The organism is Paraburkholderia caffeinitolerans (genome assembly GCF_902859945.1).
GTDB classification, from domain to species: Bacteria; Pseudomonadota; Gammaproteobacteria; order Burkholderiales; family Burkholderiaceae; genus Paraburkholderia; species Paraburkholderia caffeinitolerans.
In genome coordinates this window covers 201,207-222,473 of sequence record NZ_CADIKL010000003.1, presented here as the reverse complement: position 1 = coordinate 222,473, position 21,267 = coordinate 201,207, and the positions used below count along the sequence as shown (strand labels likewise).

The 21,267-nt window shown below is 60.9% G+C and carries 27 protein-coding genes and 1 pseudogene; 4 read left to right on the top strand and 24 right to left on the bottom strand.

Annotation, left to right across the window (positions count from 1 at the left end; genetic code table 11):
* The first annotated feature begins 5 nt into the window (after positions 1-5).
* Together nodI and HV773_RS04220 are read left to right on the top strand one after the other, a co-directional pair.
* Positions 6-914: a nodulation factor ABC transporter ATP-binding protein NodI gene (nodI, locus tag HV773_RS04225; RefSeq protein ID WP_129562168.1), complete on the top strand. Its 909-nt coding sequence runs from the start codon at positions 6-8 to the stop codon at positions 912-914.
* Between the two features lie 10 nt (positions 915-924).
* Complete coding sequence (locus HV773_RS04220) at positions 925-1,761, top strand: ABC transporter permease (RefSeq protein WP_377728876.1); 837 nt, start codon at positions 925-927, stop codon at positions 1,759-1,761.
* Between the two features lie 27 nt (positions 1,762-1,788).
* Here the strand turns inward: HV773_RS04220 and HV773_RS04215 are convergent, their stop codons facing one another.
* The 10 genes from HV773_RS04215 to HV773_RS04170 form a co-directional block, all read right to left on the bottom strand.
* Positions 1,789-2,211, bottom strand: coding sequence for a hypothetical protein (locus HV773_RS04215; RefSeq protein WP_129562169.1), 423 nt, complete (start codon positions 2,209-2,211; stop codon positions 1,789-1,791).
* A gap of 163 nt (positions 2,212-2,374) precedes the next feature.
* Positions 2,375-3,445 carry a permease gene (locus tag HV773_RS04210; RefSeq protein WP_129562170.1) on the bottom strand — a complete coding sequence of 357 codons (1,071 nt, stop codon included), beginning with the start codon at positions 3,443-3,445 and terminating at the stop codon, positions 2,375-2,377.
* A 155-nt stretch (positions 3,446-3,600) separates the two neighbouring features.
* Positions 3,601-4,653, bottom strand: coding sequence for an NADP(H)-dependent aldo-keto reductase (locus tag HV773_RS04205; RefSeq protein ID WP_129562171.1), 1,053 nt, complete (start codon positions 4,651-4,653; stop codon positions 3,601-3,603).
* A gap of 180 nt (positions 4,654-4,833) precedes the next feature.
* On the bottom strand, positions 4,834-5,109 hold the full coding sequence (locus HV773_RS04200) for a hypothetical protein (protein WP_129562172.1): 276 nt from the start codon (positions 5,107-5,109) through the stop codon (positions 4,834-4,836).
* A gap of 1,008 nt (positions 5,110-6,117) precedes the next feature.
* The gene (locus tag HV773_RS04195; RefSeq protein ID WP_175194342.1) at positions 6,118-6,393 is read right to left on the bottom strand and encodes a hypothetical protein; all 276 of its coding nucleotides are present in this window, start codon (positions 6,391-6,393) and stop codon (positions 6,118-6,120) included.
* Entirely contained in the window at positions 6,390-6,791 is a 402-nt protein-coding gene (locus HV773_RS04190; protein WP_175194340.1) for a hypothetical protein, read from the bottom strand. Before HV773_RS04190 ends, HV773_RS04195 begins: the two co-directional genes overlap by 4 nt.
* Positions 6,792-6,800: 9 nt before the next feature.
* Complete coding sequence (locus HV773_RS04185) at positions 6,801-7,019, bottom strand: hypothetical protein (protein ID WP_175194338.1); 219 nt, start codon at positions 7,017-7,019, stop codon at positions 6,801-6,803.
* Between the two features lie 10 nt (positions 7,020-7,029).
* The gene (locus HV773_RS04180) at positions 7,030-7,464 is read right to left on the bottom strand and encodes a hypothetical protein (RefSeq protein ID WP_175194336.1); all 435 of its coding nucleotides are present in this window, start codon (positions 7,462-7,464) and stop codon (positions 7,030-7,032) included.
* Positions 7,465-7,495: 31 nt separating this feature from the next.
* Entirely contained in the window at positions 7,496-8,143 is a 648-nt protein-coding gene (locus HV773_RS04175; RefSeq protein WP_246282206.1) for a glycoside hydrolase family 19 protein, read from the bottom strand.
* A complete protein-coding gene (locus HV773_RS04170) occupies positions 8,140-8,424 on the bottom strand; it encodes a hypothetical protein (RefSeq protein ID WP_175194334.1) in 285 nt (94 codons plus the stop codon). The genes HV773_RS04175 and HV773_RS04170 overlap by 4 nt, the downstream gene beginning before the upstream one ends.
* Positions 8,425-8,611: 187 nt before the next feature.
* On the opposite strand from HV773_RS04170, the gene HV773_RS04165 reads away from it, so the two are divergent.
* Complete coding sequence (locus HV773_RS04165; protein ID WP_175194332.1) at positions 8,612-8,890, top strand: XRE family transcriptional regulator; 279 nt, start codon at positions 8,612-8,614, stop codon at positions 8,888-8,890.
* 47 nt (positions 8,891-8,937) lie between these two features.
* Entirely contained in the window at positions 8,938-9,708 is a 771-nt protein-coding gene (locus HV773_RS04160) for an SGNH/GDSL hydrolase family protein (protein ID WP_175194330.1), read from the top strand.
* Positions 9,709-9,721: 13 nt separating this feature from the next.
* Here the strand turns inward: HV773_RS04160 and HV773_RS04155 are convergent, their stop codons facing one another.
* From HV773_RS04155 to HV773_RS04095, 14 genes and pseudogenes are all read right to left on the bottom strand, one after another.
* A complete protein-coding gene (locus HV773_RS04155) occupies positions 9,722-9,916 on the bottom strand; it encodes a hypothetical protein (protein WP_175194328.1) in 195 nt (64 codons plus the stop codon).
* Positions 9,917-9,925: 9 nt separating this feature from the next.
* The gene (locus tag HV773_RS04150; RefSeq protein ID WP_175194326.1) at positions 9,926-11,269 is read right to left on the bottom strand and encodes a hypothetical protein; all 1,344 of its coding nucleotides are present in this window, start codon (positions 11,267-11,269) and stop codon (positions 9,926-9,928) included.
* 9 nt (positions 11,270-11,278) lie between these two features.
* On the bottom strand, positions 11,279-11,875 hold the full coding sequence (locus tag HV773_RS04145; protein WP_175194324.1) for a YmfQ family protein: 597 nt from the start codon (positions 11,873-11,875) through the stop codon (positions 11,279-11,281).
* Positions 11,876-11,884: 9 nt separating this feature from the next.
* The gene (locus tag HV773_RS04140) at positions 11,885-12,901 is read right to left on the bottom strand and encodes a baseplate J/gp47 family protein (protein ID WP_246282204.1); all 1,017 of its coding nucleotides are present in this window, start codon (positions 12,899-12,901) and stop codon (positions 11,885-11,887) included.
* Between the two features lie 142 nt (positions 12,902-13,043).
* On the bottom strand, positions 13,044-13,490 hold the full coding sequence (locus HV773_RS04135; RefSeq protein WP_175194322.1) for a phage GP46 family protein: 447 nt from the start codon (positions 13,488-13,490) through the stop codon (positions 13,044-13,046).
* A gap of 59 nt (positions 13,491-13,549) precedes the next feature.
* The gene (locus HV773_RS04130) at positions 13,550-14,194 is read right to left on the bottom strand and encodes a phage baseplate assembly protein V (protein ID WP_175194320.1); all 645 of its coding nucleotides are present in this window, start codon (positions 14,192-14,194) and stop codon (positions 13,550-13,552) included.
* Positions 14,194-15,258 (bottom strand): phage baseplate assembly protein, encoded by a 1,065-nt coding sequence (locus tag HV773_RS04125; protein WP_175194318.1) that lies wholly within the window; start codon positions 15,256-15,258, stop codon positions 14,194-14,196. Before HV773_RS04125 ends, HV773_RS04130 begins: the two co-directional genes overlap by 1 nt.
* A 14-nt stretch (positions 15,259-15,272) precedes the next feature.
* Positions 15,273-16,250: a hypothetical protein gene (locus HV773_RS04120; protein WP_246282202.1), complete on the bottom strand. Its 978-nt coding sequence runs from the start codon at positions 16,248-16,250 to the stop codon at positions 15,273-15,275.
* A gap of 81 nt (positions 16,251-16,331) precedes the next feature.
* A pseudogene (locus tag HV773_RS37460) lies at positions 16,332-16,694 on the bottom strand (DNA circularization N-terminal domain-containing protein); the annotation flags it as partial.
* Positions 16,691-18,754: a transglycosylase SLT domain-containing protein gene (locus HV773_RS04115; protein WP_175194315.1), complete on the bottom strand. Its 2,064-nt coding sequence runs from the start codon at positions 18,752-18,754 to the stop codon at positions 16,691-16,693. The pseudogene HV773_RS37460 and the gene HV773_RS04115, both read right to left, overlap by 4 nt.
* Before the next feature lie 115 nt (positions 18,755-18,869).
* Positions 18,870-19,163: a phage tail assembly protein gene (locus HV773_RS04110; protein WP_175194313.1), complete on the bottom strand. Its 294-nt coding sequence runs from the start codon at positions 19,161-19,163 to the stop codon at positions 18,870-18,872.
* Between the two features lie 6 nt (positions 19,164-19,169).
* Entirely contained in the window at positions 19,170-19,535 is a 366-nt protein-coding gene (locus tag HV773_RS04105) for a phage tail tube protein (RefSeq protein ID WP_246282200.1), read from the bottom strand.
* A 58-nt stretch (positions 19,536-19,593) separates the two neighbouring features.
* Entirely contained in the window at positions 19,594-21,087 is a 1,494-nt protein-coding gene (locus HV773_RS04100) for a phage tail sheath subtilisin-like domain-containing protein (protein ID WP_175194308.1), read from the bottom strand.
* Positions 21,087-21,266, bottom strand: a complete 180-nt coding sequence (locus HV773_RS04095; RefSeq protein WP_175194306.1) for a DUF2635 domain-containing protein — start codon at positions 21,264-21,266, stop codon at positions 21,087-21,089. Before HV773_RS04095 ends, HV773_RS04100 begins: the two co-directional genes overlap by 1 nt.
* Between the last annotated feature and the right edge of the window lies 1 nt (position 21,267).

Sequence of the window (21,267 nt, the reverse complement as noted above, 5' to 3'; positions counted from 1 at the left end):
TAACCATGCCCGCCATCGAATTCGAGCAGGTCATCAAGCACTACGGAGACAAGACAGTCGTGAACGGCCTGTCGTTCGATGTCGTCCCTGGCGAATGCTTTGGGCTCCTCGGCCCCAACGGCGCGGGCAAGACCACCACGCTGCGCATGCTGCTCGGCATCGTTTCGCCCGATGCCGGTCGCATCAGCCTGTGCGGCGAACCCGTGCCCGCACGGGCACGCCATGCGCGAGCGCGCGTGGGCGTCGTGCCGCAATTCGACAATCTCGATCCCGATTTCACGGTGCGAGAGAACCTGCTCGTGTTCGGCCGCTACTTCGGGCTCTCGGCTAGCGAAACGCGCGCGCTCGTAGCGCCGCTGCTCGAATTCGCGCGTCTGGAAAGCAAGGCCGATGCGCGCGTCGGCGAGCTTTCCGGCGGCATGCGCCGGCGTCTCACGCTTGCGCGCGCGCTCGTCAACGACCCCGACGTGCTGGTGATGGACGAACCCACTACCGGCCTCGACCCTCAGGCACGCCATTTGATCTGGGAGCGGCTGCGCTCGCTGCTCGCGCGCGGCAAGACGATTCTCCTCACGACGCATTTCATGGAGGAGGCCGAACGGCTTTGCAATCGCGTCTGCGTAATCGAGGAAGGCCGCAAGATCGCCGAGGGCGCACCGAAGGCGCTGATCGAATCGGAAATCGGCTGCGACGTGATCGAGGTCTACGGACCGGACCCGGTGGCGCTGCGCGACGAACTCGCGCCACTCGCCAAGCGCACGGAGATCAGTGGCGAAACGCTCTTCTGCTATGTCGACGAAGCCGCGCCCGTGCATGCGCTTCTGCGCCATCGCTCGGATTTGCGCTATCTGCATCGGCCTGCGAATCTTGAAGACGTGTTCCTGCGGCTCACGGGCCGCGAGATGCAGGATTAACATCGCCACTATGCAGACCCGCACGCAAACCCCGCCGCCCACGCGCCCTGCCCAGTCGCCCATGCGCGAGCCACGCGCGGCGCTGCCGTCGAACGCAACCCACTGGATCGCCGTGTGGCGGCGCAATTATCTCGTCTGGCGCAAGCTGGCGATCGCCTCGATGTTCGGCAATCTCGCCGATCCAATGATCTATCTGTTCGGTCTGGGTTTCGGACTCGGGCTGATGGTCGGCCACGTCGACGGCGTCTCGTACATTGCCTTTCTCGCGGCGGGTACGGTGTCGTCTTCGGTGATGATGTCGGCGAGCTTCGAGTCGATGTACTCGGGCTTCTCGCGCATGCACGTGCAGCGCACGTGGGAAGCGATCATGCACACGCCGCTCTCGCTCGGCGACGTGGTGCTCGGCGAGGTGGTCTGGGCCGCCAGCAAGTCGGTGCTCTCGGGCGCGGCCATCATGATCGTGGCGGGCCTGCTCGGCTACGCGAACTTTCCGTCGATGCTGCTCGCGCTGCCCGTGATCGCGCTCGCGGGCCTCGCGTTCGCGAGCTGCGCGATGATCGTCACCGCGCTCGCGCCGTCCTACGACTTCTTCATGTTCTATCAGACGCTCGTGCTCACGCCGATGCTGCTGCTTTCCGGCGTGTTCTTTCCGATCGCGCAATTGCCCGCCGCCGCACGGCACGTCACGCTGATGCTGCCGCTCGCGCACGCCGTCGAGCTGATCCGCCCTGCCATGCTCGGGCGCCCGATCGAGCACGCGGGATTGCATCTCGCCGTACTCATGTTCTACGTGGTGGTGCCCTTCGGCATCGCCTCGATCCTGTTCAGGCGGCGCATGATGCGCTAACGCGCAGGCAGTTCGTTCGAAGGAAGCTCAGTCTTCGTCGTCGCCCCAAGGGATGTCGACATCCGAAATGAACGCGACGGTCGCGAACGGGCCGCCCTCCTGGCGGCCGATCTTGCCGTCAGCGCGATGCCATTCGACGCGGAACTGCGTGGACTGCGACTGCGCAAGCAGGCGAATCGTGCGGATCTCTTCCGGGTCCGAGTCCTCGACCGGGCCATCGAGCGAAATCAGCAACTGCTGCGGCCAGAGGCCGTCGGCGGGATCGTAGATGCGATCGCCATCGGGAATCGACGTGTGCGCCTCGACACCGATGGTCGCCGACGCCTCGATGATCATCTTGCCGAGCGCGCGCAAAACCGCCGTTGCGCGAGCGGAATTAGCCTGCCGGATGGCGAGGTCGCCCCGCGTCAGGGCCTGTTCGAGTTTCGGATTCGTCTTTTGCTTTGCCATGGCGGTTCCTGGGCCGCAGCCCTGTTCTGTGCGGATTTTGCGCGGAATTGTGTGCGGATAGCCAGCCGGCTGGCCGGCCGGCCGGCAATCCACCGTTGATGCGTGTCTCTTATCTTAGGGCCTGTTCACGCCGATGCGCGCTAATAAGTGCTAACGGCAAACCCTAAAACCCCAGCGCGACTGTCGCCAGTCCCGCCACCACGCCGAACAGCACGACCACCGAGCCCACCAGCGCCAGCGTACGCACCCGGAACGAGCCGGCCAGCATCGCGAACGACGGCAGGCTCACGGGCGCCAGCGTCATCAGCAACGCGCCCGCCGGCCCCACGCCCATACCGAGCGCGAGCATCGCCTGAATGATAGGCACCTCGCCGGCGGTGGGGATCACGAACAGCATGCCGGCCGCCGCGAACACGACGATCCAGCCGAGGCTGCTCGCAACGTCCGGCCCGATATGCGGAAACAGCCAAGCACGCGCCGCGCCCAGCAACAGCACGAGCACGATGTATTCCGGCACGAGCCGCACCGCCATGCGCACGAAGAGGCGCAGCCAGCGCGCGAACACATTGCCGCTTTCGGCCTGCTCCTGCGCGAACATCGCGAGCCGAACATCGGCGGCAAGCGCCTCCTCGCGCGTCACCAGCCGATTCGCGAGCCAGCCGAGGCCGAACACCATCAGCACCCCCAGCACGAGGCGCAGCGCGCTCCACTGCCATCCCAGCACGAAGCCCATGAACACGAGCGTTGCAGGGTTGAGCACCGAATTGCCGAGCCAGAACGCGATCGCCCCGCCCGGCGACGCATTGCGCGCGCGCAACCCCGCCACGACAGGCGCCGCACAGCACGTGCACATCATGCCGGGCACCGCGAGCAAACCGCCCGCCGCGACGCTGCCGAACCCGTGGCGCCCCAGCGCTCGCGCAATCCACTGCGCCGGCAACAGCGCCTGCACGCCCGAGCCGAGCAGCAGGCCCAGCACCATCGCCTGCCAGATCGCCTTGCCGTAGGCCAGGGCATAGTCGAGCGCGGCCGTGAACGACGGCTCAGGCGCACTCGCCGCGCCGCCCATCAGGATGGACTTGCCGATCGAATGCGTGGCCTCGGCCGTGAATGCGCGGTGGTAATACGGGAACCACTTCACATAGAACAGGCCGGCAACAGCCAGCAGAATAAAAAGGGGCCAGCCCCACGAGGGCGGCGATTGGGGTGGTTGTGCGTCGCGTGCGCTGGTCATTGTAGTGATACTCCGCTAAGGGGCTCGGGGTCGGATGATCCGGGTCGAGCGGGTCAAGCAAGGCGCGCCCATCGGTAACATCGGACAAAACCCGATGGAACCGGGCAGCGCGCGCCGCATGATGCCAGCACACACAATGCTTGATCAAGCCAAATTCAAGGTGCGGGGTTGGGCTGCGCTTCGTGCAGCGCGTCGATCTGCGCGAGCGCCTCGGGCGAGAGTGTGACATCGACGCTGTCGATATTCTCCTTCAACTGCGCCATCGAAGTCGCGCCAATCAGGTTGCTCGTCACGAACGGCCGGCTGTTGACGAACGCGAGCGCGAGTTGCGCGGGCGACAGCCCAAGCTCTTTCGCGAGCGCCACATAGCGCGACGTCGCCGCCACCGCCTGCGGCTTGCTGTAGCGCTGGAAGCGTTCGAACAGCGTAATGCGCGCCCCCTCGGGCCGCGCGCCGCCCTCGTACTTGCCCGAGAGCCAGCCGAACGCGAGCGGCGAGTAAGCGAGCAGGCCGATGCCATCGTGATGCGAAAACTCGGACAGCCCGCTTTCGAACGTGCGATTGAGGAGGCTATACGGATTCTGGATGCTGACGATGCGTGGCAGCCCCAGCTTTTCGGCGGCGCGCAGGAATCGCGCGACGCCCCAGGGCGTTTCGTTCGACACGCCGATATGGCGCACCTTTCCCGCCTTCACGAAATCCGCGAGCACGGCGAGCGTCTCCTCGATCGGCACCGTGTAAGCATCGTCGACCCATGGATAGGCGTTGCGGCCGAACGTCATCGTGCTGCGGTCGGGCCAGTGCAATTGATAGAGATCGACGTAATCGGTCTGCAGGCGCGCGAGGCTGCCATCGAGCGCTTCGGTCAGGTTCTTGCGGTCGAACTGATTGCCCTCGCCACGGATATGGCGTGGATTGTGCGGCTGACGCGCCGGGCCCGTCATCTTGGTCGCGAGCACAATGCGATCGCGCGCCGCGCGATGACGGGCGAGCCACGTGCCGATGAAACGCTCGGTCTGTCCTTGCGTTTCGGGGCGCGGCGGCACCGGGTACATCTCCGCGGCATCGATGAGCGTGACGCCGCGATCGAGCGCGAAATCGATCTGTTCGTGCGCTTCGCGCTCGGTGTTCTGCTCGCCCCACGTCATCGTGCCGAGACCGATCAGGCTCACCTTGACGTCCGTGTCGCCGAGAGTGCGGTATTCCATCGAAGCGTTTTCCATCGTCTGATTGAGAAGAACCGCGAAACTATCACGCCGGCCGATTTTTTTCAGGCGCCGGGTAATCCGCGCGCAAAGCAAAGCGCCGGGGTCCTGAGGACACCCGGCGCCCAAGCCACCCAACTGGTGGGCGGCGCTTCGGACAGCGAGAAACTCGCTGGCCGAAAATTAGTGGCCGAAGAACACTTGCTGCGAACGCGGCGTTTGATCGTTGCGGCTGCCCGACTGCGTCGCCGCGCTCGCGACACCGCCGTACGACGAATCGACGCCTTGCTGCTGGGCACGCTCGACGGCTACCGTCTGGGCGCTCTGGCCACGTTGCGAAGCCGGCGCGCCGACGTCCGGACGATAGTACGGCGCCGGGCCATAACCGCTGGCGAAAGCCGGTGCGGCAATGGAAGCGGAAGCTGCGACCAGCAGCGCTGCGATCAGTTTGGTCTTCATGGTGGACTCCAGTATCAGGTTCGATTGCGGTTCGAGGATGGCGCCGCGCCCGGGAGGTCGATACCCATCAGCTGCGTCACTGAGTCTCAGTGTATCTACCTACTATCAAAAAATAATCACGATAAACCGAATTTACTATTCCAGCCCGGTAAACAATCGGCCCAGCCAGTCCTGGCGGGCCTGAGCGCCGAACAGACCCTAAAAGCGTCCCCGAAATTTTTGGCGCGACGCACAATTCAGACTGCGGATTACATAACGCTAAAAGGGTCTTTTGTTCAGCCGAGCTCGCCGGAAGCGAGCCTGCGAGCACTCGCGTAAATAATCCGCCGCACGCTGCCGCCTTGCCGCAGTGCGAAATCGCCGGGATCGCCCGAGAACTCGCTGGGCGGGTTGCGATAAAATAGAAGGTTGATCCACGCTTGCCGCGCTTCTCGCGCACCGATTCGCCATGTCCACCCACCGTATCGCCAGTCCCCGCCGCGTGTCCGTCGCACCGATGATGGATCGGACCAAAGTAAAAGAGAAATCCTTTTAATTTCAAAACCTTGGCGCGGAATTCTCTCATGAAATAACAGTAGAGAAACAGTGAGCACCGAACGTTACTCGGCACGCTCGCGACGGCGATTCACAACCCGGTCAATGAGGGCTTGCTGACGAGGAGTCGCCTTATCAGTCAAGCACGGTTCGGCGTCTAACTCGCGCTCGAAGCAACTCCAGACCGAAGACGGGACGACGCCGCTCCCACCCGGCCCGAGAAAGGCGCGAATCTGATTTGCGCGGGAGATAGTCGCGCGCAAGCGATGGATTTCCCAAAGCAACTCAAGGACGACAGGAGACGGAGTCTCGTCCCAAATTTGCGCGAGGCGATCGGCTGAGAGTGGAGGTCTATGCGGCATGGCCGGGATACGATACTGTATAAAAACACAGTATATATAGCCGCGACCTCAACACGACCGGACAAACGCAAAAAAGCGCCCGCCGATCCCGAAGGACCGAGCGGGCGCTTTGTTACTGGCACGACTTGACGGCGGCTTCGAGCTTTCCCTCGTAGCCTTTGCGCTCCTCGCGGTCAGCGAGCAGCGTCTTCGCTTGCGTGTAAATGTCGGCGCCGAGCGCGAGACTGTCGAAAGCGAAATCAGGTTTTTGCACTTCCCCGACCTTGCACGGCACCGGGACGGCTTTGTCGACCTGAGTCACAACCGGAGCGGGCGCGTAGGATTGGGGAGCCGTCTGACACGCCGACAGCATGATCGCGACGGCACATGCCGCGAGCATCATCTTCATTTCCGATCCTCCTTGATTTGCGCGTCGATGAGTGCCGACGCTGCGGCGCACACGTCCGAGGCTGCGTCGGGCTTGCTGGCGAGTAGCACCGCGGCGCGACTCTGATGTGACACGTTCTGTGCGTCCGCCGCTGCGACGGCTGACGCGGCTTGCGCGGCCCGCGTGTCTGCCTCCTTCTGGAGGGCGAGGATCGACGTGTTCTGAAGCTCAGCAGCACTCTTCAGCGTGCCGAACGCGGCCTGATCGTCGGCGATCGCCTGACTAGCCTTGCCAAGCTGCTGATTGAGCCCCGCGACGATCGGCGCATAGTGCCTCGACGCGCCATATGCGCCGAGCCCAAGCAACGCGAGAGCGAGCGCACCGATCGCGGCGAGCTTCGCTATAAGCGTGAATTGCATACTCCTCCCTTACTTCCCGATTTTCGCCGACAGGCCGAGCCCGCCGAGCAATCCCACGGCGCCGATACCGTAAGCCTGAAAGTCGAACGGCTTTCCGGTTACGACGCTGAACACTTCGAGCCCAAGACCGACGACGATCACGACAGCCGACCACGTATACGCGGGCTCGATTGTCTTGTTATCGTCGCCCGTCACTAGCTCCCCGAGCTTCCTCAGTTTTTCGAGCATGTCAGCTCCTTTAGTGAATGGTCGGCGCTTCGTCGGGCGAGAAAACGAAGTCCGCGCGTTTGTTGACCTGCATTTGCCACAGGGGGAACGGAAGCATATGGATGCCGTGATCCTTGCCGCGATGGTGTTTCGCGCAGAGGACCATCATGTTGTATTCGCTGTCGATGAAGTCCGTCGGCTCCCGGTAGTTCGCCCAGTCGAAGGCCGGATGTAGACGGCGCATCTTGTCCCAGTCGATTCCGTTCGCATCAGCCCATTCGGCATGGAAGTGATGGACCTCGCGGCCCTCCTTCGTCCCGCACGCGAAACACGGCGTATCGAGGTCATGGATCAGGTGATGTTTCGTGCACCGGAAGAGCGACGACTCGGTCCGCGGCGGATGGTCCGGGTAAAACCGATCAATGACGATCGTTTCCCGCTGTTCGTGTTCGTGTGCGATCTGCATGGGGAGAAGCCGCAGCGCGGCGAAATAGAGGTTACGAGAGCCCGAGCGCCTTTCGAGCGACCGCATAACGCGCGTCGCGATCCGGCTTGCCCGCCATTGCGGGATTGATGCGGCGGGTCACGGCGTCAAAGTTGCCGCTGTCTGCGAGCGCGTTGAGTCCGTGATTGATCCAGTAGAAGCCCGCGGCGAGCGCCGCCGTCTGCGGATCGCTCCGGAGGAGGTCGGGATTGGCGACGAGGTCGACGCCGATGTCGTGCCCCGCCTCCTCGAAATTCGCTTTGAAAGTCGTCTGGATCAGCCCCGACCCGCGAAACGACCACCCGTCTCCGCTTTCCGTCGGCCCGTTGCCGTACTTGTTCGCGTAGACAATCGAGGCGATCTGCTTTTGCCGATCGAGCGGGACCACCTTTTCACCTGGCTGACGCCCGTACTTGCTCGCGAGAGCAAACGGCATCGCGCGAGGAAAGGTCGCCATCAGGGCGGGAATCGCATAGTTGAACGACTCCGACGTCGACGAGAGAGACGCCGACTCATGCCCGATCTGAGCAAGGAAGGCCGCTAGCCGCTGTGGCGTATTGATGCTGTAGCGGTCACACGCTGCACGCAGCGGAACAGCATAGTTCGCGGCGTCGGCCTTGCTCGCACCGCATGCGACTAGCAAAGAGGCACTTACGATCACGGCTTGTCCGCCTTTTTGTCGAGCTTGTCGTCGATCTTGTCGAGCTTCTGGAAAATCGCTTCGACCGCACGATTGAAGTTGCCGATTGCCGTTTCGAGCGTGTGACTCGTCACGTATGTACGCGCCGCGAAGAGTTCGAAGGCGCTTTGCGACTCCTTCAGATTTGAAATCGCGTCCCCGTGCAACTGAATCGCCTTGTCTCGCTGCCCCTCGGAGCGACGCCACAGGTACGCGAATACACCGCCGAGCGCGCTGAAAAGCGCGCATCCGACTTCGGCCATTGCCGTTGTATCCATCCGGAATCCCATAAAAAAGCCGCCAAGTGGGCGGCGATTGATTACTCTTGACACTTAGGCCGATTAGGCCTAGCTTTATGGATAGCGGCTGCGCGTATGCGCGGCCCTCCATCCGATGAGGACACAATGAAAAAATTTTTCCGTGCCTTTCTTGGCACTTGGCAACCACGACATGCTCTATCAACCACCCACCGCAGACGAGCTAGCGCGCCTCAAGGAAGAACTTGGTCTATCCAGCGCCCAGATGGCAAAACTCTTCGGCTTATCGGGCGGCAGACACTGGCGCAAGTACACAGGCGGTCCCGATCCACAGGGAATCAGCCCGCATGTCCTGTTCTTTGCGATGGCGCAATTGGAATTGGAACCCTCAACGATCGAGCGCGTACTTCAGCGCATGCGGAAGCTTGGGGCGGTCATCGACCTTTCAGCGGATACCGACGAACGAGAGTAATCCCCTCGCCTAGCGACGTGTACAATCGCGCCACGTTATACAAAAGAATGGGAAAACAAATGGCGCGCGGGGCGATCGCATCCTTCTTGGGAATGCTCGTATTGGCATGCAGCGGATGTGGCGGCGGCGGCGGAAGCCCGACCCAATCCGCATTAACAACGGCGGCGACGCAACCTGACAAGGCGCCAAAGACTCTTATCATCATGCTGGATGGAGACAGCACGAATCTTGGCTTCAATCCCACTGAAGTCCCACAGATTCCCAACCAAATCCCCAACAATCCTGCTGTACTCATGCAACGCGATATGGACGCAGCCTTCGGCGCTGGCCGGGTGACGATCGTAGACAAGACCGCTTCGGGATCAACGCTGGCAAACGACATTTCCGGTCAGAACTATGCAGGCAAGGGCACGCTCGCTGAGCGCCTTGCCACAGTCAAACCGGATATTGTGTTGACCAACAGCGAGATAAACGACTACAACAATTACGACCTAGCTACTTACAAGACGAACCTTATTCAGTGGATTCAGTTTGTACAGGCGGCGGGCGCGCGCCCAATCTTGCAGGAGCCAAATCCGCTTTGTCCGAACAACATTGCCAAGCGTGATGATATGAGCTTCGTGCTGGCGATGGATCAGACCGGAAACCAGATGGGTGTTTCAGTGCTTCCGAATTACGAGGCATGGTTTCCGATTCAAAATTGGTGGGAAACCTACCTTCAGCCTGATTGCATCCATCCGTCTGATGCTGGCTACGCGTCCAAGGAGCAGCAATACTTCAAAACGCTTCAGCCAATCGTTGCGGCAATGCTGCAATAGGCGCGCGCCGCGGTCATGATCCAGAAGGTGCTGGCATCGCGGCTTGCATGGCTGGGAAGCTATCATAGAACGACTTATATCGCGCGTCGTCCGTCAGCACGGTGCCGATGTTCGGATAGGTCGTTTTATCCACAATAGGGGCGAGACTCCACGCAACGATAACCGTTTCCGTAGAGTCTAAGAAAGCGACATTTTCTGCACTTGCCATCTGAATTCCTTAGAACGTGTACGCGCTCGCGAAGAACGAAAAATTCACCGCAGTTGGAGAGCCAGTAACGTTGTAATAGAGATACAGGTTTCGGCTCGTATCGCACGCAATGTCAATGAACGGCGCTGAGGGGCCACACCCGGAAGGGAACGTCGAATTCGTCGTTTGATTGCCGATGCCGTTAGTGTCCGAACCCACTCCCATATTAAAGACAGGATTGCTCGACGAGGTTGCGGTTGCATTGTAGTCGCCCGTAATGGTCAAAGCTCCAGGCGGGGCGAAGCCGCCGAAGCTTTGCTGATGCCACGTAGTTCCGCCGTTCGTCGTGGTGCCAAATACACCTGCGCGGGCCGTGAAAATCTTTCGATTCTTTTGTTCGAACGGCGTGATTTGGCCGCTAGCGTTCGTACTCAGAATCGAAATAAGCGCCGAATCGACGTAGCCTGCGGGCATATTTGCACCGCTATATACAGGCGATGGCGCGCTTCCAACCGATTGCGCAAGAGTTGCGGTTGTTTGCGTCGCTGGATTATAAATCGCATAAACAGCGAGCGCTCCACTCACAGGCGCCGACCCCGTGTCCATCCCATTCGCCCCGACCGTCGCAATATTGAGCGTAGGCGAAACACCCCCAATGATCTGACGCGCGCCACCAATACTCGAAGCCATCAAAACTTGCTGGATCGCGAACTGAACGCTTGTGCCAGCCGTTGAGAGATACGCAGTGATGCCTTGCCCGCCTACCAGCGCCCCCATCGACTGTGCTTGGGCGAGTTGGACTGCATGCTGACTCTGCGTCGCGGGCGCGACCTGCATCGGAGACGCGCCGCAGTGATACAGGACCCAAGCTCCCGAAGACGATAGCGACGAATTAAATCGAATGACGGCGATCCCGTTTGCCGTCAATTCGCCCCCCTGCAACGCGGCGCCATTGAGCCCATAGATCGGGTAAGACGTACCCGAGCCGTCAAGGATGAACGTCGACGCTCCCGTATTCGTCGTCTTGACTTTGAACGTGCGGGCCATACCGTCTGACGGCGAAGACACCGTCGGACTGTAGGTCGCTGCATAAGCATTCGCGACACCGAAGTCTGCGGCATAATTCGACGACCCGGATTGACCGATCGTCTTAATCGCTGTGTATAGCTGATTGAACGACGACTTCGAGAGCGCGAGACCCGCCCCCGTAATGGCATTCATGATTTCCAGCATGAGTGCGTTCAAGAACTCAGCCGGGACTACCGTCGCAGCAACACCGGTTGCCGCATTGCCGTCAGTGAAATAGCCGGTCGTCCCGAGCGCGGTCGAAGCAGGCTGCGTGCTTGCCGCGGTCGAAACATCAATCTGATACATTCGATGTCCTTACGAGTATTGGAACAATAGGTAGGTATGCGCGGGCGAAACTGAAGAAAGCTCACATTCGAGGACTTTGTTATTCCAAGTAGCGAGCGCCTCGCCCGCTGTGGAACTCCCAGCCCTGAATCGCGTAACCGTGTTGAGCGGAGCGTGTATCGCCCAGGTGTAAAACCAATCGACGCCGCCGAGCGAGTCGCCGCATCGGCTTTGCCCACAGCGAAACGGCGCGTATTGACGGACCGTGACCGTGTAGCCGAGATTCAGCGAAAAGTTGATGTAGTACGCTGCGGACTGTCCGCCGCTGTTCGCGAACCGTGCGACAACCTGATTCCGTCGCTGCTGAATCGTCGGCGAAGTCCCGGCGCACGGGTCGGGAAGCCCGAGCGTGCTTTCCCATTCCGGCAGAAGTTCCACTGTACTTGCCGGGAAAGCATCAGAAATCAGGTTTTGCGCTCGCTCAGAACTGCGCTCATATACCGCCGCAAGTCCGTTAAAAACCTGCGATTGAAGTGCGTCCGCGTCGCGAGGCCAGACCTTCCCGATCGGCATCAACGCCTGTAGCGCGAGGGCGAAATCATTCGCAGAATAGACGGGAGCCGTCATGATGCCTCCTTACGGGAACGTCACGCCGCCGAGCACGGGGAGATACCCGGTCAGAGACGTGATGTTCCCCGTATAGGGCGTCGTCGTGCCGCCCTGCGTTCCGGTAATCGATGTGATGACGAAACCCGCTGTACCCGATACCGCGGCAATCGCCGCCTCGATATGGGAGAGGTCAATCGTTCCGGCGCGGGGATCGCCGTAGGAGACGAGCACCTCCGTGATTGCCGCCTGAACCGCGGCGCGCGTCGCCGTGCTCGCGCTCGTGAGTCCGCTGATCGTGAAATTCAGCGTATTTGGCAACGGCGCGCAGACATAGACGAGCGGCGTGACCGGCTGCTCGGGATAGATCGCATTGGCGATCGTCAACTGATCGCCGGTCGCGACCGTCCCGCGCGGATTGCCATTCGGCAATACGTCGCTCGATGAAATTCCGTTTGTGCCTTGCGGGAACCCGTTGTGAGCCGCGTTCGCATTGTCGAGCATCACATAGACGACAACTGTCCCGGCGCCGAATCCGCTCGGCGCGCACCATGCGCGCGTCACGCCTGCGACGTCCGTTGCCCAGGTGACGTAGTCTCCTTTGGCGCCGCCCTGCGGCGAGGTCTGATAGGCTGCAATGACGCGCTCACTGAACGCCTCGTCGGTCTCCTGATCGGCACCGCCCGTGAATGCCGTCGCCGCAACGCCGTTTGACTGGATACCGGGAATGGCTGTCGCGAGCGTCATGACAACACCCGCCGCGCAGTTCCCGGCAGCGCCCGCGACCGCCGCCTGAGCCGTCACGGTCACACTCCCCGCCGCCATCGTCCCAGACGAGGTCGCCGTGTACGTCGTGCCATCGCCTAGGACAAACGACTCCCCCGCGCTGATCGTGCCCGACGACCCCGCAAAGGTCACCGAGCCTGTCGCCGCCGTAGCATCCTTTTTCGTGATGTTCTTCAGCGCGCCCCATGCGGCGAGATATTCATCTGTCGCCGTCCACGGAACCGCCTGTTTTGCGATCCAATCGATGTAGCCGAAGTGCAAATAGGCGAGCGCCGCCTGAGCGTCACCCGTAATCTTGAGATTCGAATATCGGAGAAGTGGGTCCGATCCCTGTACGCTCGAAGCGATGTCGGACGCCACTTGCGACCGTAAATCGGTCAATGTTGGTCGTGCATATGGCATGTCAGGTGATCGCACTCCATAGCGATTGATAGGCAACCGAAGTTGTCGTCCCGCTCGTCTTGTGGGCGACGATCAGCGCGCCAAGCCGCGACGTCTGAGTCCATTCGACTGAGATGTCAAAGGACGCGACGGCGCCGTCGTCGATGAGCCACTGAAGTGCCTCGGCGATGTAGTCATTCGCGCGCTGAAGGGTTTCGGTTGTTTGCTTGGCGCGGCTCAGCAACCAAAGGCGCGAGCCGATTTGCGTGTCGGAGTCGAGGTCGCCCCACCATCCGCGAGGGTTTGTCGTTCCGTCTGGAATCTCGTCATCCGTTGCGGCCTGACGGTCAGTAAAGAGACTGATGAGGATTGCCGTTTCGAGGTCGTCGCCCGTTTGAAGCAACGCCCCGGATAAAACCCAATCGCCACGGCCTAGCGTTGGATTCCATGCCGTTTTTGTGTCTGCCATTTCGTGAGGACGAAAAAGAGCCCGCACTCAGCGGGCTTGTGTGTTGACTGACTCGGCGCTTACTCCGTCTGCGTCGGCGTATTCGACGTAACCTGACTTGATCCGGCCTGTACGCCAGTCACGATGTGATTGTGTCCGTCGTAGATCGTGCGCATTTGCGCCATCGTGTGTGAATTGGTCCCGACGTTGTCTTGCATGTCGCCGCTCGATTGAACGGTCGGCGTCGTGAAGTTCGTCCCACCGGGCGCAACGACATTGAACTTCCCGCCGAGCTTCAGCGTGAAGTCACCTGAGCAATTCCACGTCACGTTTCGCGCGTCATTGACGACGACATCCTGACCTTTCGCCTCGACGATGATTCCTCCGCCCGAAGTCAAATAGACCGACTTACCGTCCTGACTGAATATCATCGTCTCGCCGACGGCGAGGCCAGTCGGTCGACTCCCCTGATGGTTCGTGCCAACGATGACCCCATTCGATCGGTCTCCGCCAATGAAGACGGCGAGGACATCGGACCCGTCAGGCGGGCGTGAGGTAAAGCCAAATTCGGCGACGCGAGGCATGTCGTCAATCGTTTCGAGGTCGTTAAACTTCGTTTGAACAAGCTGGACGACACCCGAGTCATTTGAGGTCGAAACGCGACCGCGCCCGATCGCGAGCAGTACGCGCCGCGCCAATCGAGAAGCAATATTTCCGTTTTCCATTACTGAGCCGAAAGAGTCGCTCCGTCGACGAAGCCGTATTGCAAAGCGGTAGGCTCGACCGCGAAGGCATCCGGACTCATGATGACAAGCTCAGCGTGAGTGCCGTTCTCATCCATGCGGAAAGTGACCTCACTAATCAGCCACGTTTTGCGGCCGAGCTTCAACGACGGCAGATAGACCGATACAAGCATGTTCGGCGCCCATAGCATTCCGTCCCCATCACGCCAGCTATCGACAACGACACGCACGACTACGGAACGACCATTGCGCCGGTTCATTTCCCACGCAGCGCGCTGCGCAGCAACGTCCATGTAACCGGCGACAGCTTCTGCGATGATGAACTTCTGACGATTGCGCAAAACTCCGCTATCGGTCGTCGTCGCAATCAGATTTCCGCCGTCGCCGCCTTCCTTGAAAGTGTTGATGGCCTGTAGAAAAGCCTTGTAGGTCTGGAATCGCTGATCGGCGGAATACTCGACGCTCGCCCCTTCTACGTTTTGCCCCTCTTCGAGGTTTGTCGCGTGTTGCAACGAGCTAGCGCGGGCGAGGATAAGACTACCGTCCGTCTCCTCGTAGGCAAGCAGAGAGCTGTATTTCGAGACGCGATCGATGATTTCAAAAGGCGTTTCACCGAGCATCAGGTTAAATTGCGGAATGACGCGCAACCCGCTTTCGTTGCATGTCGCCGTGATTCCGTATGGAGCCGCAAGCTTCGAAGCGACGGCGAGCGCCGAGGCCCCGCTTATTTGGCCGTTCACCCACTCCGCCGAACAGTCGACGAGGTCCTGACACTTCCCGCGGCCCGCGATGCGGATTCGATGATCGTATGTGTCGAAGCTCGGAATGTATCGATCGACATATCCCGTTACGACCGTGTCGCCACCAATCTGCACGACACACGCATCGCCAGGCGTAACGACGACCTGATCGAGTTCGCCGGGAAAGAGTTCTGTCAACCCAATGTCAAAGTCGCTCGGAATGCGCTCAATGCCGCGCGTGACGCGAACATCAGTCCACCCCGAAATGACCTTTCCGCCTACGGTTAAGGTAAGTTCATCAGACATTGCGCTCCATCAGGTTACGTCGCCAGGGCGGCGAACGATGTCGGCATGAAGGCCGGATGAATAGGATTGGCCTCCGCGACAATTTCGTCGGCCCGGCTCGCGTCGCGATACATCCGGGAGGCGAGAGAAAGCGCGGGGAGCGACGAAGCGAAGGAGAACGTCGTCATAGCGGGAAGACTTGCGCCTCGGCTGTTGAGGTCTGCGATAACGGCTGTGCGAAGCGCTCGCAGCGCAGCGTAAGTCTCGTCGTCACCCGCGTCGCCCGCAGTCGTAACCTCGTCGTCGATGAGAGAGACGATAGAGTCACGGACCGACGCGGCGTCGTCCGCCGACGACGGCTGATATGACGTCGAAGCGATTGCCATTTGAGCGACGACTGTAGTCCGCACTAGCCCACCGATTGCGGTTTGCATACCGGCCATTCCATCGCCAATGACCGAAGACGTTGTCGGGTCATCCGGATAGAAATCAGCGAGCGTCGAGAGCATGCGAACCGCGTCTGCCGGGTCGGTCGCCGTTGCGGCGACAGCTTCAACGACGGCAGTTATCGCGCTTGAAAACGCATCCGTATCGCTAACCGACGAGGCTGCGCTCACCATGCTCGCGCCCGCAGTCTCGACCGCCGTGCGCTGCGTGACCGCCGCGGACAGTAGGCTCGCTACCGTCGCGCTCGAAGCTGCTTTCGCGTTCGATTTCGCGTATCCCGAATTCGCTCCCGATGAGTAACGTCCGTAATTGCCGCTTAGCGAGGAAACCACGCCAATGACCGCCTTCACGTCTGCGATAACCGATTTCACAATCGAATACCACTTCGTTACCGTCGAAATCGCTTGATTCACGATCGACACGCCCAATGTGACATAGCTCGCGACTTTGGATGCGAAGTTGAGCAGAGCTGCGGCCACCGCCGCGAGCCCCGACAACTGGACCTGATCGCCGGTCGAATTGGACGCCTTCGGATAGACGCGCGCGCCGCCCTGCATGAGCGTCAAGCCGATTTCGAAGACTCGCCCGAGGTCCTTCCGCTCGTTCATCTGGAGCGGCTCGATACAGGTCACGTTTTGGACCGTGCCGAGCGTCGGATGGACGAACGTTTTCCCGCCAGGCGAGTTGCACACCGCGAGGAGCGCGTTTGCCTGAGAGACAACGCCTCCGCCACCATAGATCGCGCTGTTCTCGATCAGGAAGCCATTGATGCGGAAGACCTTCGGCAGAAGCCCCAAGTCCTCGATCCAGACCGTATCCCGGAACGGATAACTATGGATGCTCACACGTCGCCCGCCCGAGGTCGTAACGCCCTCGATCCCGAACGGCACTCCGCCAAAGCTCGCCGTGCGAAGATTGCTTGCGAACGATCCGCCCGACAGCGTCGAGGCGAGGGACCCGACCGCGCGCGAGGCGGCGGACAAGTTCCCGAGAGTCGAGGTCAGGCTCATACTTGCTCACCCCCGACAGACGATTGCCCGATCTTGACGGACGCCGTTACGTTTGCCGACGGCCGCACGCGCGCCGTCGTCCCCGGAGGCGCGTTCTTCAAATCAACCTCCACGTAGATATGCTGAATTGCCGACATCGGATCAGACGCCGTAGATTGATCCGGCGCATCCTGCGCTGCGCTTTGTTGCGGAGGCGCGTAAATCGGCGTCGACATTGCGAGGCTCGAAGCCCCTCCCGACATGCCCGCCATAACCTTCCGGACGTAGTCGCGCGTCTCCGCGGGCGCATTGCTCATACCCTTGCGCGAAAGGTTTCCTTGCCCCCAGTTGTACGCAGCGATCGCGAGTGGAAGGCTCCCGCCGTTCTGACGCAACAGGTCCGAGTACATCTTCGCGGCGCCCGTCGCGGACTCGCGCAGATTGAACGGGTCATGAACTCCATACGCGCGAGCCGTGTCGGGCATGAACTGAAAATGCCCTTGCGCGCCCTTCGGCGAGACCATCGAGCCTTTACCGCGGCTCGATTCCGTATTCCAGACGCTGTCGAGAAGCCCCTTCGGAAGCGAATACTTCGATTCGAGGTCCGCGAAGAGCGCCGAGGGGCCTTCCTTCTGCGCGTCGGTGTTTTGCGTTTGAACCGAGTCACCAGGCCAAGTCGCACCCGGCGCCGCCTGATGCTTCGCGAGGTAAGCATCCTCGCCCGTATTCAGCCCTTCCGAGTGCGTCATCAGCCACAATGGCAAGCCGAGACGGACAGCCCACGGGGCGACACGCCCAAGAAGGCCCTTTCCGGCTGTTTTGGCGGCTTCGCCCGCTCCGGCTGACCCCGCTGCACCAGCAGCGGCGCCCGCGGCGTCTGCCGCGCCTTCTGCGGCGGATGCCGCTTCCGCAACCTTGCCCGCCGCATCCGCCGCGACCTTCGCCTTCCCGAGGCGCCCGAAGCCAGCGATCGCGAGCGGAATCGCGAACGTCGCGAGTCGAACAAGGCCGGTCACCATCGAGAGGATTCCAGCGATCGGCGTCGCGAATGTGATCGCCGCGATTGCGATCGCAACGGTCTTGACACCGCCGATCTTGTCCAGGAACGAACCGACGTCGTTCGCAACCTTCGCCCAGTCCGTCCTGTCGATCCAGTTCGCGAGCCGCTCGGCGTATTCGGCGATCTTTGTCCCGACGACCGCGCCGTATTTGTCGACGAGGCGCCCGACCACGCCGACGACTCTCTCGACAGCGGGCGCGAGCGCATTCCCGAAAGTGACCTTCAGCTTGTCGGCCTGAAGATCGAGCGCGACCATCTGCTCGTTGTATCGCTCGCCCGCTGCGATCTGCTCGGGCGTCATGACGGCCCCGAGCGATTTCGCCTTGTCGACGAGCTTGTCGATCCCTTCGCCGCCCTTCTGGAGCATCGGAAGAAGCTGCTCGACGCCGAAGATGCTCGCGAACTTCTGTTGCGCCTGCGCGTTCGGCATCTTTTGAATCACGCTTGCGATGTCCTTCAGCGCACGAGTGGTGTCGATTGATCCATTCTTTAGGCGATGGACCTCGATGCCGAACTGATTCATCGCGCCCGCTGCCTCTAGGTTCCGGCCCGTGACCGAGTCCTCGAAGACGTTTCCGAGCGATTTAAGGCCAGCGCTCATGTCGTCGGACGATAGCCCGACGAGGCGAGCCGCGCCCGTATATGCCTGTAACTGCTGCGTTGGCATGCCTAGCACGCCTGCCGTATTCTTGACGGACGTTGCCGTCCTTCCGAACGCCGTCGCGAGCGCAACGATCCCGGCAATTGTTCCCGCGCCCGTAAGCGCAGCGATCGGCGTCACCACACTCGCCACGCTACGCGCGGCATTGACCGCCGAACCGCTCAGTTTTGTGAAGCCCTTGCCGATCTGCGTGATCCCCGTCATCTTTCCGATGACGCTGAAGTGATCTCCGAGGGCCTTCGTTTCCTTACCGAGTTTGTTGATCGGATCAGTAATCCGCGCGAGCGATTTATTGACCTTGCGCGCGACATCAGTTGCCTTGTCGACGGCGCTGATCGTGATCGTAAAATTGTTCGCCACTACATAGCCCCCGAAGCACGCAACCTAAGCGCCTGTTCGTGCCACCAAGTCAGGCGGCTTAGCGGGAGGCCCCACGCATCGTTAGGACCCCATCCGTAATACTTCGTGACCTCGGCTACGCGGTCTCGCCAGACTCCGGAGTCGAGGTCGCCTCCGAGCCATCGTCGGTAAAACCCTCGATGAACTTGTTCGCCTCCGTAAGTTGGCGGCTCGGGAGCTTTTCGATAACTACGCGCGGAACGCCCGCGATCATGGCGATCAGGTCGATCATCATCGTCAGGCCGGTTTTCCCGCCCTTGGTCGCCCGCTCCAGTTCACCCGCCGTCGGCTCGCGCAAGGTGAGCGTGGGATATTCGAGGTCGCCGATCGTGATCGGTTTCTTCAGTACGATGATCTTTTCGTCTTCCATGTTTCTTTAGCTCGATGGGGCTTCCGTCACGCTCGGGCCTTCGAAACGAACGTCGAAGGTTGCTTCCATTGCGTCGACTTCCTGATCGTCGACGGACCACATACCTTTTCCAGTGACGACCTTCTGATTGGCGAGAGTCAGCACGACCGTAACGTCGGTCATGTTGTTGAAATTGGCGACCACAAGTCCACCCGAATCGCGGAACCGAAGTGCGATCGAGCCGGTAATGTAGGATTCCTTGTAGCCGTGGACGCCGTCATACCCGGTCAACGACTCGCGCTTCTTAGTCGAGACCTTGTATTTGACGTCGCCCTCGACCATGTACGTCGTACCGTCGACCGTGACCGATCCAGTACCAGCAAGCAGGCTCAAAGCTGCCTCCACAAATGAAAAAAGCCGCGCTAGGCGGCTTTGCGTCGGTTAGACGGCGTTATTGAAGGGTGAATTGCATCAACAGGGCGAAGATGCGAAGCTGATCGATCAGGACCGCCGGATAGACGACGTCGACGCGATTCGGGTTCGTCGTGTTCTTCTGGACGATGAGGTTTGCGGCAAACGTCGCGCTGTCCTGCACGAAGCCGTCATCCTCCATTTCCTTGTATTGCGCGACGAGTGCACCCTTGATGATCGAGGGAGTCACGACGTTCGTCCCCGGCGAGACGCGCGTCCCGTCGTCCGCGAGCTTCATGCGCGGGAACTGACTCGTGATCGCGAGCTTGAGCTGTCGAAGCACATACGTCAGCGTCGTCATCGTCTCGACTTCGAGATAGCTGTTGTCCGCCTGACCGTAGCTGTTCGTCTGATAGGTCGTGATGACGTTTTCGAGCGCGACAGTGCCGTCCTGGGCGACCGTGAAGGTCGAGATACCGTCCCAAAGCAGCGTATTGCGGTCGGTCAGCGCGAAGCGCGATGCGAGCGGAGGCGCGAGAGCCGTCGACAGCGCGAGCGTCTGAAGCGGACGGGCCGGATCGGCACGAATCGCAACGGCGGCAGTCGCACAGATGTCAGCCGCCCATACATACGACGGCGACGGCGAGTCGTAGAAGCCCATCACGGAGTAATGCTCGCAGTTCTGCGTCGCCCCGAAGGTCGTGCAGGAAGCCAGCGTCCCGCGATAGGCCGCGAATGCATGCCCGAAAATCTGTTTCGACCACGACCAACGGCCCGTTTTCGAACTCAGGAACGACGCGATCGCTGCGAGCGACGTCGCATCCGTGTATGGAAGCGCGATGAAGTCGAATTCCTGATCGAGCAGGTTCGCGAGGCCCGCGGTAAGCGACGGATTGACCGCTCCACCGCTCATAGGCGTGATCGTCAACGCGAGGCCCGTCGGCGTCGATTCGCCGCTGAGCGCCCCGCGGTAATTCAGACGGATGTCGATGTCACCCGCGGCGAGGCCCTTGTTCTTCGCGGTCAAGTCGACCTTGCTCGTCGTCGTTGCATCGACGACTGCGGTGACCGGAAGATCGCTCGCCGCGTTGATCGCCGCCGCGAGAGCCGTCGCAAGCTGAGAGATTGACTGCGAAGCCGTCACCGTCATCGTCACGAGTTGGCCCGCGATATACGTGTACAGCACGCCCGTCGCAGTCGCCGGAGCCGTGAAAGCGATCGCGCCTGTCGCGGCGACTGCTGTCGGATCATCAGCGAGCGGCAGATACCAGACCTCGCCGAAGTTGTCTGCCGCACGATATGCCGACGTCATCAGCGCGAGCATCGAGCCGACTCCACCGACGGACTTCGCGTCGCCAATGCCCTGCGAAATGACGGGCGTATTGGCGACACCCGTTCCGCCCGATGCGATCTGCCCGATGATGAGTGCGCGCTGAGTCGTCGCGCCCGTGTTCGCCTTGCTGTTATCGAGGTCCGCGTAAAAGAGCGGAACACGGATGTTTTGCGGAATATTCGGGAACGAGATATTTCCCATTAGTCAGCGTCCTTCGTTTCGGTTGCGGACGCTGCGTCGTCGACGAGAATGACGTCTCCGTCGCGAAGGCGTCGCGTGTAATAGAAGTCGATGTCCTCCACTTCCCGACCTTCAATCGGTAAGTAGTCCTTTAGAACCGGGTCACGGACCTTGAGCCCCGGAGCAGGCTTAACTTTCATG

What these genes read in the sequence shown, in the direction of transcription:
- HV773_RS04205 (WP_129562171.1), bottom strand. Translation starts at nt 4,653, where the DNA reads ATGGAATACCGCACTCTCGGCGACACGGACGTCAAGGTGAGCCTGATC.
- HV773_RS04220 (WP_377728876.1), top strand. Translation starts at nt 925, where the DNA reads ATGCAGACCCGCACGCAAACCCCGCCGCCCACGCGCCCTGCCCAGTCG.
- HV773_RS04145 (WP_175194324.1), bottom strand. Translation starts at nt 11,875, where the DNA reads ATGACGGCTCCCGTCTATTCTGCGAATGATTTCGCCCTCGCGCTACAG.
- HV773_RS04150 (WP_175194326.1), bottom strand. Translation starts at nt 11,269, where the DNA reads ATGTATCAGATTGATGTTTCGACCGCGGCAAGCACGCAGCCTGCTTCG.
- HV773_RS04180 (WP_175194336.1), bottom strand. Translation starts at nt 7,464, where the DNA reads ATGCAGATCGCACACGAACACGAACAGCGGGAAACGATCGTCATTGAT.
- nodI (WP_129562168.1), top strand. Translation starts at nt 6, where the DNA reads ATGCCCGCCATCGAATTCGAGCAGGTCATCAAGCACTACGGAGACAAG.
- HV773_RS04110 (WP_175194313.1), bottom strand. Translation starts at nt 19,163, where the DNA reads ATGGAAGACGAAAAGATCATCGTACTGAAGAAACCGATCACGATCGGC.
- HV773_RS04135 (WP_175194322.1), bottom strand. Translation starts at nt 13,490, where the DNA reads ATGGCAGACACAAAAACGGCATGGAATCCAACGCTAGGCCGTGGCGAT.
- HV773_RS04155 (WP_175194328.1), bottom strand. Translation starts at nt 9,916, where the DNA reads ATGGCAAGTGCAGAAAATGTCGCTTTCTTAGACTCTACGGAAACGGTT.
- HV773_RS04125 (WP_175194318.1), bottom strand. Translation starts at nt 15,258, where the DNA reads ATGTCTGATGAACTTACCTTAACCGTAGGCGGAAAGGTCATTTCGGGG.
- HV773_RS04095 (WP_175194306.1), bottom strand. Translation starts at nt 21,266, where the DNA reads ATGAAAGTTAAGCCTGCTCCGGGGCTCAAGGTCCGTGACCCGGTTCTA.
- HV773_RS04215 (WP_129562169.1), bottom strand. Translation starts at nt 2,211, where the DNA reads ATGGCAAAGCAAAAGACGAATCCGAAACTCGAACAGGCCCTGACGCGG.
- HV773_RS04170 (WP_175194334.1), bottom strand. Translation starts at nt 8,424, where the DNA reads ATGGCCGAAGTCGGATGCGCGCTTTTCAGCGCGCTCGGCGGTGTATTC.
- HV773_RS04100 (WP_175194308.1), bottom strand. Translation starts at nt 21,087, where the DNA reads ATGGGAAATATCTCGTTCCCGAATATTCCGCAAAACATCCGTGTTCCG.
- HV773_RS04165 (WP_175194332.1), top strand. Translation starts at nt 8,612, where the DNA reads ATGCTCTATCAACCACCCACCGCAGACGAGCTAGCGCGCCTCAAGGAA.
- HV773_RS04210 (WP_129562170.1), bottom strand. Translation starts at nt 3,445, where the DNA reads ATGACCAGCGCACGCGACGCACAACCACCCCAATCGCCGCCCTCGTGG.
- HV773_RS04130 (WP_175194320.1), bottom strand. Translation starts at nt 14,194, where the DNA reads ATGGAAAACGGAAATATTGCTTCTCGATTGGCGCGGCGCGTACTGCTC.
- HV773_RS04190 (WP_175194340.1), bottom strand. Translation starts at nt 6,791, where the DNA reads ATGCAATTCACGCTTATAGCGAAGCTCGCCGCGATCGGTGCGCTCGCT.
- HV773_RS04195 (WP_175194342.1), bottom strand. Translation starts at nt 6,393, where the DNA reads ATGAAGATGATGCTCGCGGCATGTGCCGTCGCGATCATGCTGTCGGCG.
- HV773_RS04200 (WP_129562172.1), bottom strand. Translation starts at nt 5,109, where the DNA reads ATGAAGACCAAACTGATCGCAGCGCTGCTGGTCGCAGCTTCCGCTTCC.
- HV773_RS04160 (WP_175194330.1), top strand. Translation starts at nt 8,938, where the DNA reads ATGGGAAAACAAATGGCGCGCGGGGCGATCGCATCCTTCTTGGGAATG.
- HV773_RS04185 (WP_175194338.1), bottom strand. Translation starts at nt 7,019, where the DNA reads ATGCTCGAAAAACTGAGGAAGCTCGGGGAGCTAGTGACGGGCGACGAT.